This is a genomic window from Pseudomonas corrugata (genome assembly GCF_050920615.1).
Taxonomy (GTDB): Bacteria; Pseudomonadota; Gammaproteobacteria; order Pseudomonadales; family Pseudomonadaceae; genus Aquipseudomonas; species Aquipseudomonas corrugata.
Map to the genome: position 1 here is coordinate 3644888 of NZ_CP130434.1, position 15686 is coordinate 3660573.

Annotated in this window: 16 protein-coding genes; 13 read left to right on the top strand and 3 right to left on the bottom strand. The window is 60.9% G+C overall.

Translation table 11 applies throughout. The features are described from left to right. The first annotated feature begins 14 nt into the window (after positions 1–14). The 8 genes from QZH45_RS16375 (at position 15) to QZH45_RS16410 (ending at position 8213) form a co-directional block, all read left to right on the top strand. Entirely contained in the window at positions 15–935 is a 921-nt protein-coding gene (locus QZH45_RS16375) for a LysR family transcriptional regulator (protein WP_024776423.1), read from the top strand. A gap of 138 nt (positions 936–1073) precedes the next feature. Further along, positions 1074–1835 carry a hypothetical protein gene (locus QZH45_RS16380; protein ID WP_231995029.1) on the top strand — a complete coding sequence of 254 codons (762 nt, stop codon included), beginning with the start codon at positions 1074–1076 and terminating at the stop codon, positions 1833–1835. Beyond that, positions 1826–2698 carry a fatty acid desaturase family protein gene (locus QZH45_RS16385; RefSeq protein WP_053194027.1) on the top strand — a complete coding sequence of 291 codons (873 nt, stop codon included), beginning with the start codon at positions 1826–1828 and terminating at the stop codon, positions 2696–2698. Before QZH45_RS16380 ends, QZH45_RS16385 begins: the two co-directional genes overlap by 10 nt. A 3-nt stretch (positions 2699–2701) precedes the next feature. Next, positions 2702–3457, top strand: a complete 756-nt coding sequence (locus tag QZH45_RS16390; RefSeq protein ID WP_053194029.1) for a metal-dependent hydrolase — start codon at positions 2702–2704, stop codon at positions 3455–3457. Positions 3458–3553: 96 nt separating this feature from the next. After that, entirely contained in the window at positions 3554–4933 is a 1380-nt protein-coding gene (locus tag QZH45_RS16395) for a UDP-glucose dehydrogenase family protein (protein ID WP_053194030.1), read from the top strand. A 175-nt stretch (positions 4934–5108) separates the two neighbouring features. Beyond that, positions 5109–5816: an HPP family protein gene (locus QZH45_RS16400; protein ID WP_024776418.1), complete on the top strand. Its 708-nt coding sequence runs from the start codon at positions 5109–5111 to the stop codon at positions 5814–5816. Positions 5817–5950: 134 nt separating this feature from the next. Beyond that, on the top strand, positions 5951–7057 hold the full coding sequence (locus tag QZH45_RS16405; protein ID WP_024776417.1) for an enoyl-CoA hydratase/isomerase family protein: 1107 nt from the start codon (positions 5951–5953) through the stop codon (positions 7055–7057). A gap of 4 nt (positions 7058–7061) precedes the next feature. Beyond that, on the top strand, positions 7062–8213 hold the full coding sequence (locus QZH45_RS16410) for an acyl-CoA dehydrogenase family protein (protein WP_024776416.1): 1152 nt from the start codon (positions 7062–7064) through the stop codon (positions 8211–8213). Positions 8214–8391: 178 nt separating this feature from the next. Here the strand turns inward: QZH45_RS16410 and QZH45_RS16415 are convergent, their stop codons facing one another. Then, complete coding sequence (locus QZH45_RS16415) at positions 8392–9318, bottom strand: Gfo/Idh/MocA family protein (RefSeq protein ID WP_024776415.1); 927 nt, start codon at positions 9316–9318, stop codon at positions 8392–8394. A gap of 258 nt (positions 9319–9576) precedes the next feature. On the opposite strand from QZH45_RS16415, the gene QZH45_RS16420 reads away from it, so the two are divergent. From QZH45_RS16420 to QZH45_RS16430, 3 genes are all read left to right on the top strand, one after another. Continuing rightward, positions 9577–10005, top strand: coding sequence for a DUF2628 domain-containing protein (locus tag QZH45_RS16420; protein WP_024776414.1), 429 nt, complete (start codon positions 9577–9579; stop codon positions 10003–10005). A 256-nt stretch (positions 10006–10261) separates the two neighbouring features. Further along, the gene (locus QZH45_RS16425; protein ID WP_024776413.1) at positions 10262–11260 is read left to right on the top strand and encodes a response regulator; all 999 of its coding nucleotides are present in this window, start codon (positions 10262–10264) and stop codon (positions 11258–11260) included. A 3-nt stretch (positions 11261–11263) separates the two neighbouring features. Beyond that, positions 11264–12217, top strand: coding sequence for a GGDEF domain-containing protein (locus QZH45_RS16430; protein ID WP_024776412.1), 954 nt, complete (start codon positions 11264–11266; stop codon positions 12215–12217). A gap of 4 nt (positions 12218–12221) precedes the next feature. Here the strand turns inward: QZH45_RS16430 and QZH45_RS16435 are convergent, their stop codons facing one another. Next, positions 12222–13091: a LysR family transcriptional regulator gene (locus QZH45_RS16435; RefSeq protein WP_024776411.1), complete on the bottom strand. Its 870-nt coding sequence runs from the start codon at positions 13089–13091 to the stop codon at positions 12222–12224. 115 nt (positions 13092–13206) lie between these two features. Here QZH45_RS16435 and QZH45_RS16440 point away from each other — a divergent pair, with 115 nt between their 5' ends. Then, a complete protein-coding gene (locus QZH45_RS16440; protein ID WP_024776410.1) occupies positions 13207–13815 on the top strand; it encodes a LysE family translocator in 609 nt (202 codons plus the stop codon). Positions 13816–13952: 137 nt separating this feature from the next. Here QZH45_RS16440 and QZH45_RS16445 read toward each other — a convergent pair whose 3' ends face one another. Then, positions 13953–14855 carry an MBL fold metallo-hydrolase gene (locus tag QZH45_RS16445; RefSeq protein WP_418323290.1) on the bottom strand — a complete coding sequence of 301 codons (903 nt, stop codon included), beginning with the start codon at positions 14853–14855 and terminating at the stop codon, positions 13953–13955. Between the two features lie 357 nt (positions 14856–15212). Between QZH45_RS16445 and QZH45_RS16450 the strand changes: the two genes are divergently transcribed. Continuing rightward, a complete protein-coding gene (locus QZH45_RS16450) occupies positions 15213–15686 on the top strand; it encodes a (2Fe-2S)-binding protein (RefSeq protein WP_053194039.1) in 474 nt (157 codons plus the stop codon).

Sequence of the window (15686 nt, forward strand, 5' to 3'; positions counted from 1 at the left end):
GGAGAGCCGCCAACGTGAATATCAAGTTTCTGGAAACCTTTGTCTGGGTCGCTCGCCTGAAGAGTTTCCGGCTCACGGCGGAGAAACTGTTCACCACCCAGGCGTCCATTTCCAGCCGTATCGCGGCCCTGGAAGACGAGATGGGCGTGCGGCTGTTCGTGCGCGACTCCAAAGGAGTGTCGCTGACCTCCGAAGGGCAACGGGTGCTGGAGTATGCCGAGCGCATCATGGACACCATGCAAAGCATGAAAGCCGTGATCAAGGATCCGCGCCAGGTACGCGGCAGGATCCGCATAGGCGCCATGGATACGGTCATCCACACTTGGCTCAGCCCGCTGGTGACGCGCCTGATGGAATGCTATCCGGCCCTGGAAATCGAACTGTCGGCCGACACGGCGAGCAATCTGTGTTCCCAGTTGGAAAAAGGCTACCAGGACATTATTTTTCAGACCGATATCCTGCGTCTGGACAGCGTGCGCAATGCACTCTTGACCCGTTATCCGATGCATTGGGTGGTGCGCACCGGCTCTATCTATGACCGGCAATACGCCTCGCTGGAGGATCTGTCCCAGGAGCGTATCGTGACGTTTTCACGCAACTCGCGGCCCCACCAGGACATCCTCAACCTGCTGCACTCGGCGAACATCGTGTCACCGCGCATCAACTGCGTGAACTCGGCCTCGGCCATCACCCGCCTGGTTCGTGACGGCTTCGGCATCGGCGCCATGCCGGCGGCGTTGGTACAGGGCGAACTGGCCCACGGCACATTAACCCTGGTGACCGGCGTACCGCTGCCCTCGGTGATGGACATCGTTGCCAGTTGGCGCACCGGCGCGGGCATGGAGCGGGTGGAAGACATCGTCAGCCTGACCCGGGAGGTGGTGGGTGAGTTCGTCGCCGCTCTGCCGGTAGAGTGCCGTCTGGACGCACAGTAGGCGTCCCTGGCCTCTGTGGGAGCGAGCCTGCTCGCGATAGCGGTGTATCAGTCAACCTCGTCATCATAGCTTCACACCGATGGCCTACCGTGTGCGCCGATTGCTCCAGTCCCCTTCAATCGGTGAGTCGCTTACCTGATGCAAGCCCTCCTGAAAAAAACAAGAAATCAAGCCACCAACGCCGCGCCAGCAAACCTGCAACCAGCCCATGACGATGAGATCGATGTCCGGTTCCTGACGTCTACCGATCTCCCTGCGCTGCTGGAGCTCGAGCAAAGGAAATGGACCGACGACCAGCGTGCCGATGCGGTCATGCTGGCGAGTCGAATTGCTGCCTTCCCCACCTTGAGTGTCGGTGCATTCTGCGTCCATACCGGCGCCGCGTTGGCCTCGTTGTTCATGAAACCCACCCGGCACGACGTCATCCACCGCTGCTCGACGTGGGAAGACTGTGCCAGACGACAGCACGGCGATGAGTCCGCAGCGACCGGCACGTTGTTCGGCATCAGCCTGAGCAGCATCGACCCGAAAGCCGCGAACGCCATCTTCGAGTTCTTCTGGCCCTACGCACTCAAGCAGGGATGGTCGGACATCTACCTGGGCTCTCCCGTCCCAGGCCTGCGGAGCTGGCGCTCGAAGAACCCCGATATCACGGTCGCGCAGTACGTGCGCAGTGAACGCCAGGGGCTGCCGCTGGACCCACAGCTGCGTTATTACTTCAAGAAAGGTTTTCGCCAGATAGTCGCGATCAAGGACAACTACTTCCCCCATGAGCCGTCGCTGGATGTCGGCGTGTTGATCCGGGGTAAAGTGCCGCTTTCCGGGCTTTCATTCATCTGGAGGCGAATGCCGTTGCCGTGGTTGCAACGCATGAAAAAACTGGTCTTCGTGTGCTTGTGAAGACCAGCCTTCCTGGCACCGGAACCAACCTGCCCAGCTATCTGTTCCTGGCACTGTGTATCGGGAATACGGCTGCACTCGCCTGGCTCGCAGGGGACGAAGCATTCGGATGGCTGGGGCTTGCGCCGTTGGTGATACTCCAGGCGGTCCTGATGATCGGTGTCCAGGAGATCAAGCACCAGGGCGTGCATCGTCAGTTCCTCGTCGGCACGCGCCTCAATGACGCCGCAGGAATGCTCGCAGCGGCGATGTCCGGCGCCAACTTCGTCGGCTACCGCTACTTTCATCTGGAGCATCACCGTAAGACCTGTCAGGCCGACGATCCCGAAGGACTCATGTATGAACAGTCATGGCGAACGCGCCTGATCTGCCTGCTGGGCCCCGTCGAGCAACTCTGGACGACCCTCTCCACCAATGCCATCTCCCGACGTTATGTCCCGCCTCGCGAAGTCTGGCGCTGGCGCCGGAACAACGCCTTGATCGTCCTGCTCCTTGCCGCGCTGGCAGTGGGGATCCATGAGGTGCCTCGCCAAGTCATATGCGCCTGGCTGATCCCCTACTGCCTGTTTGCCTGGCTGGATTTCTGGTTGACCCAGGCCGAGCACTACGGTGTAGCGATCTTGGCCCAGGGTTCGCGTCGTGCCCCGGCGGAGATCACGACGGACGTTTACCTGCCGACTTGGGTGTCCTGGCTCATCCTGCACCGCTCGCTGCATCGCACGCACCATGATGCGCCGGCGACCCGTTGGTTCCATGCCCTCGCCCGCTCGAAGGTGCTGGCTGAAACCCGGCCAGGCAGCGCGGTGGGGCTGTGCGCCTTTCTTGCCACCTGGATGCGTTTCGGTCCTCGACTCTGGAAGTAAGCCTTGGAAAATCAAAAGCAGGACGAGCCTTTGCCCTTCCAGCCCTTCTGGAACGACACGCCGATCAAGACCTATCTGTTCGATGCATTTTCAGTGCTGCTGCCCGCGGGTGAACAGTTTGTGATTTCGGTGGTGGAGTCAGCCGCCTCACAGCTGCAACAGACCTCGACACTGGCCGCCGAATCGCGCCGTTTCGTCGCCGAGGAGCGCGCCCACCAGCGAGCACACAGGCTCTACAACCAGCAACTGGAAAAACAGGGGTTCGAGGTCAGGAAGTACGAAATCAGCATCGAAAAGGACCTCGGGCATGCGCAATCGAAGTTGTCGCTCAATGCACAACTGGCCCTGGCTGCCGCGTTCGAGCATGTGACGGCGGTGATATCCGGGATCGCCTTGCGCCAGGGCGGCCTGCTCTCGGAAGGGGAGTCTTCGCAGACACGCCTGTGGCGCTGGCATTGCCGCGAAGAAGTGGCACACCAGCACGTCACCACGGACCTGTTGCAAGCGTTGGGCATTCCTTACTGGCAACGCATGTTCTGGTTCATGGTGGCATCGGCGCTGCTGGCGTTCGACGTGCTGCGCCATGTCCACGGTTTTGCCCGCTTCGACATCCGGCGTGGTCGGGTCAGCGGCGCACAAGTGCGACGAGCTGCAGCTCGCCTGTTGCTGCGCGATGGCGTGAACCTGGGCTTGTTGATCGCCGGGTGGATCGGCTACTGCTTGCCATTAAGATCCGGCGCGACTGCGAACTGTCAGTGAACTGCAATATTCCCGACTTATTCTGGGACCCATACGCCACGGTTCATCACGGATCGCGGGTCATGCGTGCCGGGAATTGCCCAGGGAGCCCACCAGATGAAAATAACGGTATTCGGAAGCGGTTACGTCGGGTTGGTGCAAGCCGCCGTGCTGGCCGAAGTGGGCCATGACGTGATCTGCATGGACATCGACGAGCAGAAGGTCGAAAGCCTGCGTCAAGGCCAGGTCAGCATCTACGAGCCGGGCCTGGCGCCATTGGTGCGTGAAGGGCTTGACGCTGGAAGACTGCATTTCACCAGCGATGAACGGCTCGCCGTGCAGCACGGGCAGGTGCTGTTCATCGCGGTAGGCACACCCTCCAGGGAAGATGGCTCGGCCGACCTGTGCCAGGTCATGGCGGTGGGTGAGGCAGTCGCCCGCCATCGCGAGCACCCGGTGCTGTTGGTGGAAAAGTCCACCGTACCGGTGGGTACCGGAGACGCCCTACGGGCACACATCGACAAATGCCTGATCAAGGCCGGTCGCTTGCTGCAATTCGATATCGCCTCCAACCCGGAGTTTCTCAAGGAAGGCTCGGCGGTCGCCGATTGCCGGCGCCCGGATCGTATCGTGATCGGCTGCGAGCGCGATGAGGTGCGGGAAACCATGCGAGACCTGTACGCGCCGTTCAATCGCAACCACGACAGGGTCCTGTTCATGGACCTGCGCAGCGCCGAGCTGACCAAATATGCCGCCAACGCGATGCTCGCGACCAAGATCAGCTTCATCAATCAGATTGCGGAACTGGCGGAGCACCTGGGGGCCGACATCGAAGCGGTGCGCCTGGGCATCGGTGCCGATTCACGCATCGGCTATCACTTCATCTACCCGGGCTGCGGCTATGGTGGCTCGTGCTTCCCCAAGGACATGCGTGCCCTGATCCACAGCGCCGAGCAAGTCCATTGCGCCAGCGATCTGCTGCAAGCGGTGGAAGCCATCAACGGACGTCAGAAGCACAAGCTGTTCGAGCGGATCAAGGCGTTCTACAACGGCGATCTTCGCGGCAAAACCTTCGCGCTGTGGGGGCTGGCCTTCAAGCCCAACACCGACGACATGCGCGATGCCCCGAGCCGCGTGCTCCTGGAGTCACTGTGGGCCGCCGGCGCTGCTGTCCGGGCGTTTGATCCGGAGGCAATGCAACAGACCCAGCAGCTCTACCCCAACGAGTCGAAACTCATGCTGATGGGCACTCCGGAGGCGGTCTTGCCGGGGGCCGATGCGCTGATCATCTGCACCGAGTGGCAGCCGTTCAAGGCACCGGACTTTGCGCTGATTCAGCAACGGCTCAAGGCCCCGGTGGTGTTCGATGGTCGCAATCTCTACGACCCGGAGCGCATGGCCGACAAAGGCTTCACCTACTTTCCGATGGGGCGCGGGCGGTCATGCGACTTGCCCATCGCACCGCAAGCCAGGTACCAGATCCCGCGAAGCGCTTGAGCACACCCTTACTTCAAAATAAATGATCTCAAACAGCATTAATATGAATTTGTAAGCGAGGATGACGAACGTCACACTGTGCATCGTTCCTTCCCCAATTGTTGGAACACTTAAAGGGCTTTCAGGGATTCTCCCGTAAGCCCCTTTTTTTGTTCGCTTTTCGGATCTGTACTCAATGCTTTCTCGCTGGTTCCCTGCTGCCGTCAATACCCGTCCCACCGAGTGGAGTCGTGCCGCCATCGGCATGGCCCTGGGGGTCATGTTCAGTGTCTGGCTTTGCGGCCAAGTGTATGGCCTCGAAGTGGCGCAACACTTGATCGGCCCCCTGGGGGCTTCGGCGGTACTGCTGTTCGCGGTGTCTTCGGGCGCCCTTGCCCAACCCTGGTCGATTTTTGGCGGTTACTTGTGCGCATCGGTCGTGGGGCTGCTGGTGGCCCACGTGCTGGGCCGCACGCTGGGCAGCGCCTGCCTGGCAGCCGGCATGGCACTGGTGTTGATGTGCTGGCTGCGCTGTATTCATCCGCCGGCCGGTGCACTGGCAGCGACGTTGGTGCTGGCGGATTCGTCCATTGTTGCCCTGGACTGGCAGGCCCTCGGCGCGGCCATGCTCGCAGGTTGCGCTCTGCTCGTCAGTGCGCTGGCTTACAACAACCTGACGCGGGTGCGCTATCCGAAGCGGGCCAGCGAGCCGGTTGCGATCATTCCGGCCGACCACCCCCCTGTGGACCGTCAGGCCATTACCGCCGAGGACCTGAAACTGGCTCTTGCGGAAATGGAAGCGTTCTTCGACGTAACCCCTGAAGATCTCGAACAATTGATCCATGCCAGCGAGCGCAATGCCAAGCGCCGCAGCATCACGGAGGTGCTGTCGGGTCGCGACTGAGCCTGTGGCTGCTATAAATATGCAGACAGGACCTGCACGTATACCGGTTGTGCGAGGCAATTTTGCACTGTTACGATCCCGACCGGATACGCGCGAAAAAATTCATAAAGAACAATAAAAGCAGGGAGTTAGCGATGACTGCTCAGGTTTCATCCCAAGCCACAGGGAGCGTCGAAGTCGTGGCCTGTGAGGTGTTGGTCGATGTTCGCAATCACATCGGCCATTTGACCCTGAACCGCCCCGCCGGCCTCAATGCCCTTACCCTGGGCATGGTGCGCAGCTTGCAACAACAACTCGATGCCTGGCTTCCCGACCCTCAGATCCATGCGGTGGTGTTGCGCGGCGCCGGAGACAGAGCGTTCTGTGCCGGTGGCGACATCCGGTCGCTCTACGACAGCCACAAGCAAGGCGACACGCTCCACGAAGACTTTTTCGTCGAGGAGTACGCCCTCGACCTGACGATTCACCATTACCGCAAACCCATTCTCGCCCTGATGGACGGTTTCGTCCTGGGCGGCGGCATGGGGCTGGCGCAGGGCGCGGATCTGCGGGTGGTGACCGAACGCAGCCGCCTGGGCATGCCCGAGGTCGGCATCGGCTACTTCCCGGATGTGGGCGGCAGTTATTTCCTGCCCCGTATTCCTGGCGAGCTGGGTATCTACCTGGGAGTCAGCGGTGCCCAGATAAAAGCGGCCGATGCGTTGTACTGCGGCCTGGCCGACTGGTACCTGGAAAGCCGCAAGCTCGCTCAACTCGATGAGCGTCTCGATCGGCTGGAATGGAGCGACATGCCGCTCAAGGACCTGCAGAGTCTGCTGGCGAAACTCGCCGTACAGCAACTGCCTGCCCCTCCGCTGGACGATCTGCGCCCGGCCATCGATCACTTCTTCGCCCTACCCGATGTACCGAGCATGGTCGAGCAATTGCGCCAAGTCACCGTCGCCAACAGCCATGAATGGGCGCTGCAAACCGCCGAGCTGCTGGAAACCCGTTCGCCCCTGGCCATGGCGGTCACCCTGGAGATGCTGCGACGTGGTCGCCACCTCAGCCTGGAAGAGTGTTTCGCCCTGGAGCTGCACCTGGACCGGCAATGGTTCGAACGCGGCGACCTGATCGAAGGCGTGCGCGCCCTGCTGATCGACAAAGACAAGAAGCCCCGCTGGAATCCGCCGACCCTGGATGCGCTGGACGCGAACCTGGTGGCGAGTTTCTTCGACGGCCTCGACGACCTCGGGAACTGAATCCATGCACGACCTCGAACTGACTGAAGAACAAGTGATGATCCGCGACATGGCCCGGGACTTTGCCCGCGGCGAAATCGCGCCCCATGCCCAGGCGTGGGAAAAGGCCGGGTGGATCGACGATGGCCTGGTGGCGAAGATGGGGGAACTGGGCCTGCTGGGCATGGTGGTGCCCGAGGAATGGGGCGGTACCTACGTCGACTACGTCGCCTACGCCCTGGCAGTGGAGGAAATCTCCGCAGGTGATGGCGCCACTGGCGCACTGATGAGTATCCACAACTCGGTGGGTTGCGGGCCGGTCCTCAATTTCGGTACCGATGAACAGAAACAGACATGGCTGGCCGACCTGGCGAGCGGACAGGCCATTGGCTGCTTCTGCCTGACCGAGCCCCAGGCCGGGTCCGAGGCCCACAACCTGCGTACCCGCGCCGAACTGCGGGACGGCCAGTGGGTCATCAACGGCGCCAAGCAGTTTGTCAGCAACGGCAAGCGGGCGAAGCTGGCCATCGTGTTCGCGGTGACGGACCCCGACCTGGGTAAAAAAGGCATCTCGGCCTTCCTGGTGCCGACCGATACACCGGGCTTCATCGTTGATCGTACCGAGCACAAGATGGGCATCCGCGCTTCGGACACCTGTGCGGTCACCTTGAACAACTGCAGCGTTCCCGAGGCCAACCTGCTGGGCACGCGTGGCAAAGGCCTGGCAATCGCCCTCTCCAACCTGGAAGGCGGCCGGATCGGCATCGCGGCCCAGGCCCTGGGCATCGCCCGAGCGGCGTTCGAGGCCGCCCTGGCCTACTCCCGGGATCGGGTGCAGTTCGACAAGCCGATCATCGAGCACCAGAGCATCGCCAACCTGCTGGCCGACATGCACACCCGCCTGAATGCCGCTCGCCTGCTCATCCTCCACGCAGCCCGCTTGCGCAGCGCTGGCAAACCCTGTCTTTCAGAGGCTTCCCAGGCGAAGCTGTTTGCCTCGGAAATGGCTGAGAAGGTCTGCTCCTCGGCAATGCAGATTCATGGCGGGTACGGTTATCTGGAAGACTATCCGGTGGAGCGCTACTACCGCGATGCACGGATTACCCAGATCTATGAAGGATCGAGCGAGATACAGCGGATGGTCATCGCCCGAGAGTTGAAAAACTACCTGGTTTGAAAGCATCGCGGGCAGGTTCGCTCCCACCTGGGATCGGTGGTCTACGCAATATCTGCATACACCACCTGCCCCCCTGTTGGACCGAGCCTGCTCGCGATAGCGTCGTACCTGTCACTGAACTACTGAAGGTGCCGCCGCCTTCGCGAGCAAGCCCGCTTCCACCGGGAATGCTACGCGATCAATCGTAGAACGGTTCAACCAACGTCCGGCTGCCGACAAAGAAACTATCCGCCACCAGCCGCAGCGGTTGCAGGTCCAGGTCGCTGGCCTTGTCAGCGATCAGCTGTTGGAAGTGTCGATACACGGCTGCGTACTCGCCCTCCTCCGAAACCGCCTGCCGCACGCCATCAATGCTCAACAGGGCGCCGCCGTTGTCCAGGCGCAAGGTGCCTTCGGCGCAGCGGATCTCGATGCTCCATAGTTCATCATGACCATGGTCGAAATCGAACTCCGCGCGGATGTCGAGGTGGCGCGCGTCCGACATCCGGATGCTCGCGGCGATGGGCGACTGGCAGTTGTCGGGAACGCGCAACTGCGCCGACTCGACAAACAGCGGCCGTGGCAACAGATGGGTCGCAATCGACAAGGCATTGATGCCGGGATCGAACACCCCCAGGCCACCCGGTTGCCAGATCCACGCCTGGCCCGGATGCCATTTGCGCACGTCTTCTTTCCAGTCGATCTTCACGCTTTGCAGGGTGCGGCTGGCCAGCCAGTCCCGGGCCGCTTCGATCCCGGGCGCGTAGCGCGAATGCCAGGCAAACAAGGCACTGACGCCCTGCCCCTCAGCCTGGCCGACCAACGCCATCGCTTCGCCAAGGGTAGCGCAAGGCGGTTTTTCCACCAGGACGTGTTTGCCGGCGGCCAAGGCCTGCTCCACCAGCGCGAATCGACCCTGCGGCGGAGTACAAAACGCAATCGCATCAACCTGGGGACCGCTGGCGAGCAGCTCGTCCAGGGACTTGAAATTCTCTACCCCGGCACAGGGCTGCCCTTGCGTGGCGACCGCCACCAGTTGAAACGCGGGATTGGCGTGGATGGCCGGGACATGTTGATCCTGGGCGATCTTGCCGTAGCCCACCAGACCGAGACGAATCGGTTGCATCTGGGACTCCTGATTTTTTGTATTTGTGATCGGCCAGCAAACTAGACGTAAATCGCGTGGCAGACAATGGGGCAGTGGAATTTCCTGCGAGTCATGACGCCCTCGTAGTCCTACGCGCAGTGAGAGTGATGCGCGTCACAGATCAAACGGGCGCCTGTTCCACCGAAGGGGCTTTTTTCCGCATAAACGCTTATAAAGCGCTCAGGAATTCGCGGAAGAACGTTTTACCACTGCATGGACCATCAAGGAGCCGTAAACATGAGCACCACCGAACACGTACAAGGCACTGGCAAATACAGCGCCAAATGGCAGGAACGCTTTAATTTCTTTGATACCTATGGCGCGCCGAACGACCCGCGACACAGGGAAGCTTTCAAGGCGCTGCCAGGCTTCAAGAAGAAAATGCTGATCAATGCCAACGTGATTGCCTTCTTCTTCGGCCCGATCTACCTGTTCGTCCTGGGGCTCTGGAAAAAGAACCTGGCCATGATCGGCATCATGCTCGGGATCAGTCTCGCAGTGAGCGTGATCTTCGGACTCATGGGCATGGAATCTCCCAGGGCGCTGGATTCGGGCATGAGCGCCGCCTTCTCGGTGATGTACGCGATCATGACCAACTACGCGTACTACCTGAAGGAAGTCAAAGGCGAGCAAAGCTGGAACCCGTTCGAAGGCATGCGCTTCTGATCGCAGGTTTCGGTCGCCCAAGAGCCCGCACCTCGTCATGAGCGTGCGGGTTTTCTGTTTCCGGGCCGCAGAGTTTCAGATGAATCCGTGTCATCGTCCCTGCGGCGAATATTCGTGTCGAACTTCCCGGATGATCGCTTGTTCAAAAAAAGGAAAGACCACTGGAGCTTCGGCGAGCTCTTAACCCTGGCGATTAGGTGGTCTTTGTAAGCCTATGGCATGATGCCCTAGTACTTTCCCTGATGAGAGGCTGGTTGTGTCAGAGATTCCCCTAGTGGTGTGTGATGACTCCAACATGGCCCGTAAGCAAGTGTTACGGGCATTGCCGGCGGACTGGTCAGTCTCCATTACCGAGGCCAGTAACGGTCGCCAGGCCATGGAGGCCATACGCAAGGGGCTGGGCCACGTGGTGCTGCTCGACCTGACCATGCCGGAGATGGATGGTTACCAGGTGCTGAGCGCCCTGCGCACCGAAGGATTGAAGGCGCAAGTCATCGTGATTTCCGGTGACGTCCAGGAAGAAGCAGTACGCCGCGTCAGCGAATTGGGCGCATTGGCGTTCCTGAAAAAACCTTTCGATGAAAACGAACTGCGCCAGACCCTCAGCAGACTGGGCCTGTTGACGAAGTCCGCGCAGACGCCACAGCAGCATCGCACCACAAGCAACACCGCCATTCATTTTCACGACGCGTTCCGCGAGACGGTCAACGTTGCCATTGGCCGGGCCGCCGCCCTGATCGCCAAGGTCCTGGGTGTCTTCGTGCAGTTGCCGGTGCCGAACGTGAACATTCTCGAAGTTGGTGAGTTGCACATGGCACTCGCCGATGCCGGCAGTTCCCAGCAGCTCACAGCCATCTGCCAGGGCTTTATCGGCAGTGGTATTGCCGGTGAAGCCCTGCTGATATTCCATGACTCGGAAGTCGCCGATATCGCGCAATTGATGCAGCGCCAGAGCGCCGATTATTCGGATCTGGAAATGGTGCTCGATCTTTCCAGCGTGCTGATCGGCGCGTGCCTTAGCAGCATTGCCGAGCAGATCGATGTGGTGTTTTCCCAAGGTCACCCGCAGGTGCTCGGCCAGCATGCGGCGATCGACGAGCTGATCCTGGTCAACCAGACCCGCTGGAAGAAAACCCTCGCCGTGGAAATCAGCTACAGCCTGGAAGGCCACGACATTCGCTTCGACCTGTTATTGCTGTTCACGGAAGACTCAATCGAGCGGTTGACCCACAAACTCGCCTACTTGATGAGCTGAGCCATGAACAATCCTGTTGATCTGAACGAATTCCACTGGTTGCTGGCGATTGTCCAGAGCATTGACGTCGGCGTGGTGGTACTTGACCGCGACTATCGGGTGCAGGTCTGGAATACGTTCATGGAGAACCGTTCCGGGGTCCAGCCGAAGGACGCCCATAATCAGCATTTCTTCAGCCTGTTTCCCGAAGTCGATCACCAATGGTTCAGTCGCAAGGTGGAAAGCGTCGCCGCCCTGGGCACACCCGCCTTCACCGTCTGGGAGCAACGTCCCTATCTGGTGCGGTTCAAGAACTACCAGCCGATCACCGGCCACGAGGAGTTCATGTTCCAGAACACCACCCTACTGCCCTTGCGCTCCCCTGACAGCAAAATCAATCATATCTGCCTGGTGATCTATGACGTCACCGACGTCGCCACCAACCGGCATCAGCTCCAGGCCGCCAACGCACAGTTGCAGCAACTGTCCAGCACCGATCGGCTGACCGGTCTGTATAACCGCGGACATTGGGAGGAGAACCTCAAGGCCACCTATGCCCGGCATCAGCGCTATGGCAACAATTCCAGCCTGGTCATGTTCGACATTGACCACTTCAAGCGCGTCAATGACACCTACGGTCACCAGGCCGGCGACAAGGTCATCGAGCAGGTCGCCGGCCTGGTCCGCGAGCATGTACGCGACTCCGATGTTGCCGGGCGTTATGGTGGCGAAGAGTTCGGCATAGTGCTCTCAGACACCGACAAGGCCGGTGCTCGGATGTTCGCCGAGCGCCTGCGCAAGGCCGTCGAAGAAATGGATGTGCCGTACGGTGACCAGGTCATCCGTTTCACCATCAGCCTGGGGGTGGCCGACTTGAGCCCGCCATCCAACAGCCACGCTGACCTGATCGCCTGGGCGGACGAGGCGTTGTACGCCTCCAAGAAAACCGGGCGCAATCGGGTGACGGTACACGAGTAACCAACTATGTAGCCTGCTGGCTCCTCAATGCACCGATGATGAAGGCGTGAAGGCTGTTCACTGCCTTCGAGCCCCGAGAGGCTCGACTCCGGAAGACCGAGACCTCCATCGGTTGTATGCCGCCCAGATCATGTTCGTTGCCGAGCACTTGCAATGAAGCCGGGACACTGCACTGGGTGATGGCGGCGATGGCAATCCCGCCTTCCACCGCCGCGACTTGGCCTGCGAGGCTGGAGCTGTTGTAGACCACCTTATACCGACGGCCTTGCAACGTTAACGAATTGACTGCGTTGCGCCGGGCCAGGCTGGCGCTTTCGTAGACCGCGATCGGTATGGGGTCGCGCCGCCAGAGCTCGAACTGAGGCGACCCCACCCACACCATGGGTTCCTTGAACAGAAAGGTGCCCCGTTGAGGAGAATCCCTGGAAACCAGCGCCAGGTCCAGGTCCCCACTCACCACCCGTGGAATCAAGGTTGTCGACTGCTCGCAATCCAGTTCTATTTCAACGCCCCCATAGCGGGGAGCGAAACGCTTGAGCACAGGCGTCAGGTACTTGGCCGCGTAATCCTCGGCAACGCCCAGCCGTATACGTCCGGTCAGCTCTTCGCCATGGAAAGCGGCCTGCGTCTCGGCATGCAGCGCCACCATGCGCCGTGCGTAGCCCAGGAGGGTCTGGCCGTCGAGGGTCAGCTGCAGATGCCGCGGGCCGCGACTCAACAACTGCCGCCCAAGCGCCGTTTCCAGCTTCTTCATCTGCATGCTCACGGCGGACTGCGACCTATGCACCTCAAGGGCCGCACCTGACAGCGAACCGGCGTCCACCACCGCAACAAAGCACTTGAGCCAGTCCATCTGCAAATCGCCGGAAGGCATGTTCACGACCTCTATTCGATAATCGAATGTCTAAGCCATGAATTATGCGCTTCCGTTGACCGGGTTTCACCACCAGGATGTGGAGAGCCGACGCTGCCTTTCACTGGAGAACATCATGCCCTTCGAGACCTGGCTGCTTTATCTGGTTACCTGCTGCGGCATTGCGGTGGTACCAGGGCCCAACGCGTTGCTGGTCCTGACCCACGGCGCGATTCATGGCAACCGCAAGACCCTATTCACCATCAGTGGCGGTGTGGCGGGATTCGTCGTGATGCTGTCGCTGTGTGCCCTCGGGCTGGGTGCATTGATCCAGGCTTCAGTGACCTGGTTCATGGTGTTGAAGATCGCCGGCGGGCTCTATCTCATCTGGCTGGGCCTGGGGTTGTGGCGGTCGGCGCCGGTTTCCCTGGACGTGGATGCCGTGACAGGATCCGGCCCCTGGTCGCTTTTCCGACAGGGCCTGTTGTCTGCGGTCTCGAATCCAAAGGCACTGTTGCTGTTCACTGCGTTTATCCCGCCCTTTCTTGATCCACACAGAAACCTGCTTGCCCAGACCGCCGTTATCGCGCTGACCTATGCCGTCGTGGAGTTCATTGTCGAGTACATCGTGGCCACGGCGGCGTATCGGGTCAGGCCATGGCTGGCCCGGGCCGGGCGTCGGTTCAACAAGGTATGCGGCGGTTTTTTCGTGGCATTCGGCTTGGTCTTGCCGGTCCATTCTTGATCCGGGGAACTATTCAAACGTCGCAGAGGGAAGGTTCACACCGATAATGACGCCTGACGCCGTGCCCATCCAACCCTCAGGCTGGACAGGCTGCAGGACACATCAAAAAGCGCCGGCGTCATGGATTCGACTACTGCTCAGTAGTCCCAGAAAGCCGCCACCCAGCGAAACGCGTCCCCCTCCACCGCGACCCTTCCCACCGACGGAAACGGCAAATGCGTGGCGACCAGCAGCTCGCCGCTCGCCGCCGCTTCCTGCATGAGCCGGACCCGAACGCGAACGGCTTCCTCGGGGTCATGTTCAAAACCGTTGTGCCAGTCAGGATGGTCGAATGCGACCGGAAACAACGCGTCGCCGGCGAAGGTCAGCCGTTCACCAGCGGACATCACATGAACCACGCTGTGCCCCGGAGTGTGTCCCCCCGTCAGCCTGGCGATCACACCCGGCGCGACCTCATGCTCGTGTTCGAACGTACGCAGTTTGCTGCCGTACACCTTCATGAACTCATCGGCAGTGGCCCGCAGGACGTCCGGCACCGGTGCCGGCATGGAGGTCAGGGTGAAATCGGGTGACGCCCAGAACGCAACCTCGGCGGCTGCAACGTGGATCCGCACGTCCGGACGCAGCCAGTTCTTCACCTCGTCGACCAGCAGCCCGCCGATGTGGTCCATGTGCATGTGGGTGATGACCACGTCGGTCACGGCCCCCAGATCGATACCGGCGGCCGCCAGTCGCTTCGGGAACTGCCCGGCGCGCGGAAAGCCGGGGAACTGCCCACCCAGCCCGGCATCGACGAGTATGGTTTGCTCGCCGCTGCGCACCACCAGCACGTTCAGCGCCCAATCGAACGCATCCGGGCCCAGGAACATGTCCTTGAACCATGCCGCGCGAGCCGCCGGATCGGCGTTGGTGGACATCGTAGTGGTCGGCAGCGGCAGTACGCCATCGCTCACCACCAGCACGTCGATCTCGCCGACCCGCACGGCGTAGCGCGAAGGAACAAGCTCTTCGACGTTCAACCCGGTTGGGGCCAAATGCATGCCCGACGCCGGTTGAGCGTGGTTGTTTTCTTCATCGTGAGTGCGGTAGTCCTGATGTGTTGTCATGGTCACTCTCCATAGATTTGAGGGCAGCAATCCGCTGTTCTCAGGACGAGAACGACGAAGCGCCTGGAGAATGAGTGTGCGATGCAACGCGCTGGGTCCGATACCGCACGCGGGTATAGCGCGCACCCACCTTAGGCTGATCGATCCAAACAGAAAGATAGGGAGGCTGGATGGAATAGCCCGCCGGCCAGTGCGCAGGATCGGGCAATCATCAGCCTGAATTGTGCAATGCGCTTATGGGATTCCTTCCTATAGTTGATCGGAGCCAAACCTTGCGGAGCAGGTCCCACCATGAGCGCCCTCAACATCAATGGCCGTGACTACACGGTCGACGTCGATCCTGGCACCCCTATTCTCTGGACATTGCGTGATACGTTGGGCATGACCGGCACGAAGTTCGGCTGCGGCGCAGCGCTGTGTGGCGCGTGCACGGTTCACCTGGACGGCCAGGCCATCCGCTCCTGCGTGACGCCTGTCGCCGCCGCCGAAGGCAGGAAAATCACCACCATCGAAGCCGCCACCGACGGCAGCGATCCGGTCGGCACGGCGGTGCATGAGGCCTGGGTCAAGCATGACGTCGCACAGTGTGGCTACTGTCAGAGCGGCCAGATCATGAGCGCGACCGCGTTCCTCAAGGCCCAACCCAAAGGCAAGCAACCCACCGCCGCCGAGATCGACTCGGCCATGGCCGGCAACATCTGCCGCTGCGGTACCTACGTCCGTATCCGTGCTGCCGTGGCCGATGCCGCCAAAGCCCTTGCCTGA

What these genes read in the sequence shown, in the direction of transcription:
- QZH45_RS16380 (WP_231995029.1), top strand. Translation starts at nt 1,074, where the DNA reads ATGCAAGCCCTCCTGAAAAAAACAAGAAATCAAGCCACCAACGCCGCG.
- QZH45_RS16395 (WP_053194030.1), top strand. Translation starts at nt 3,554, where the DNA reads ATGAAAATAACGGTATTCGGAAGCGGTTACGTCGGGTTGGTGCAAGCC.
- QZH45_RS16400 (WP_024776418.1), top strand. Translation starts at nt 5,109, where the DNA reads ATGCTTTCTCGCTGGTTCCCTGCTGCCGTCAATACCCGTCCCACCGAG.
- QZH45_RS16405 (WP_024776417.1), top strand. Translation starts at nt 5,951, where the DNA reads ATGACTGCTCAGGTTTCATCCCAAGCCACAGGGAGCGTCGAAGTCGTG.
- QZH45_RS16410 (WP_024776416.1), top strand. Translation starts at nt 7,062, where the DNA reads ATGCACGACCTCGAACTGACTGAAGAACAAGTGATGATCCGCGACATG.
- QZH45_RS16415 (WP_024776415.1), bottom strand. Translation starts at nt 9,318, where the DNA reads ATGCAACCGATTCGTCTCGGTCTGGTGGGCTACGGCAAGATCGCCCAG.
- QZH45_RS16420 (WP_024776414.1), top strand. Translation starts at nt 9,577, where the DNA reads ATGAGCACCACCGAACACGTACAAGGCACTGGCAAATACAGCGCCAAA.
- QZH45_RS16430 (WP_024776412.1), top strand. Translation starts at nt 11,264, where the DNA reads ATGAACAATCCTGTTGATCTGAACGAATTCCACTGGTTGCTGGCGATT.
- QZH45_RS16435 (WP_024776411.1), bottom strand. Translation starts at nt 13,091, where the DNA reads ATGCCTTCCGGCGATTTGCAGATGGACTGGCTCAAGTGCTTTGTTGCG.
- QZH45_RS16440 (WP_024776410.1), top strand. Translation starts at nt 13,207, where the DNA reads ATGCCCTTCGAGACCTGGCTGCTTTATCTGGTTACCTGCTGCGGCATT.
- QZH45_RS16445 (WP_418323290.1), bottom strand. Translation starts at nt 14,855, where the DNA reads ATGCATTTGGCCCCAACCGGGTTGAACGTCGAAGAGCTTGTTCCTTCG.
- QZH45_RS16450 (WP_053194039.1), top strand. Translation starts at nt 15,213, where the DNA reads ATGAGCGCCCTCAACATCAATGGCCGTGACTACACGGTCGACGTCGAT.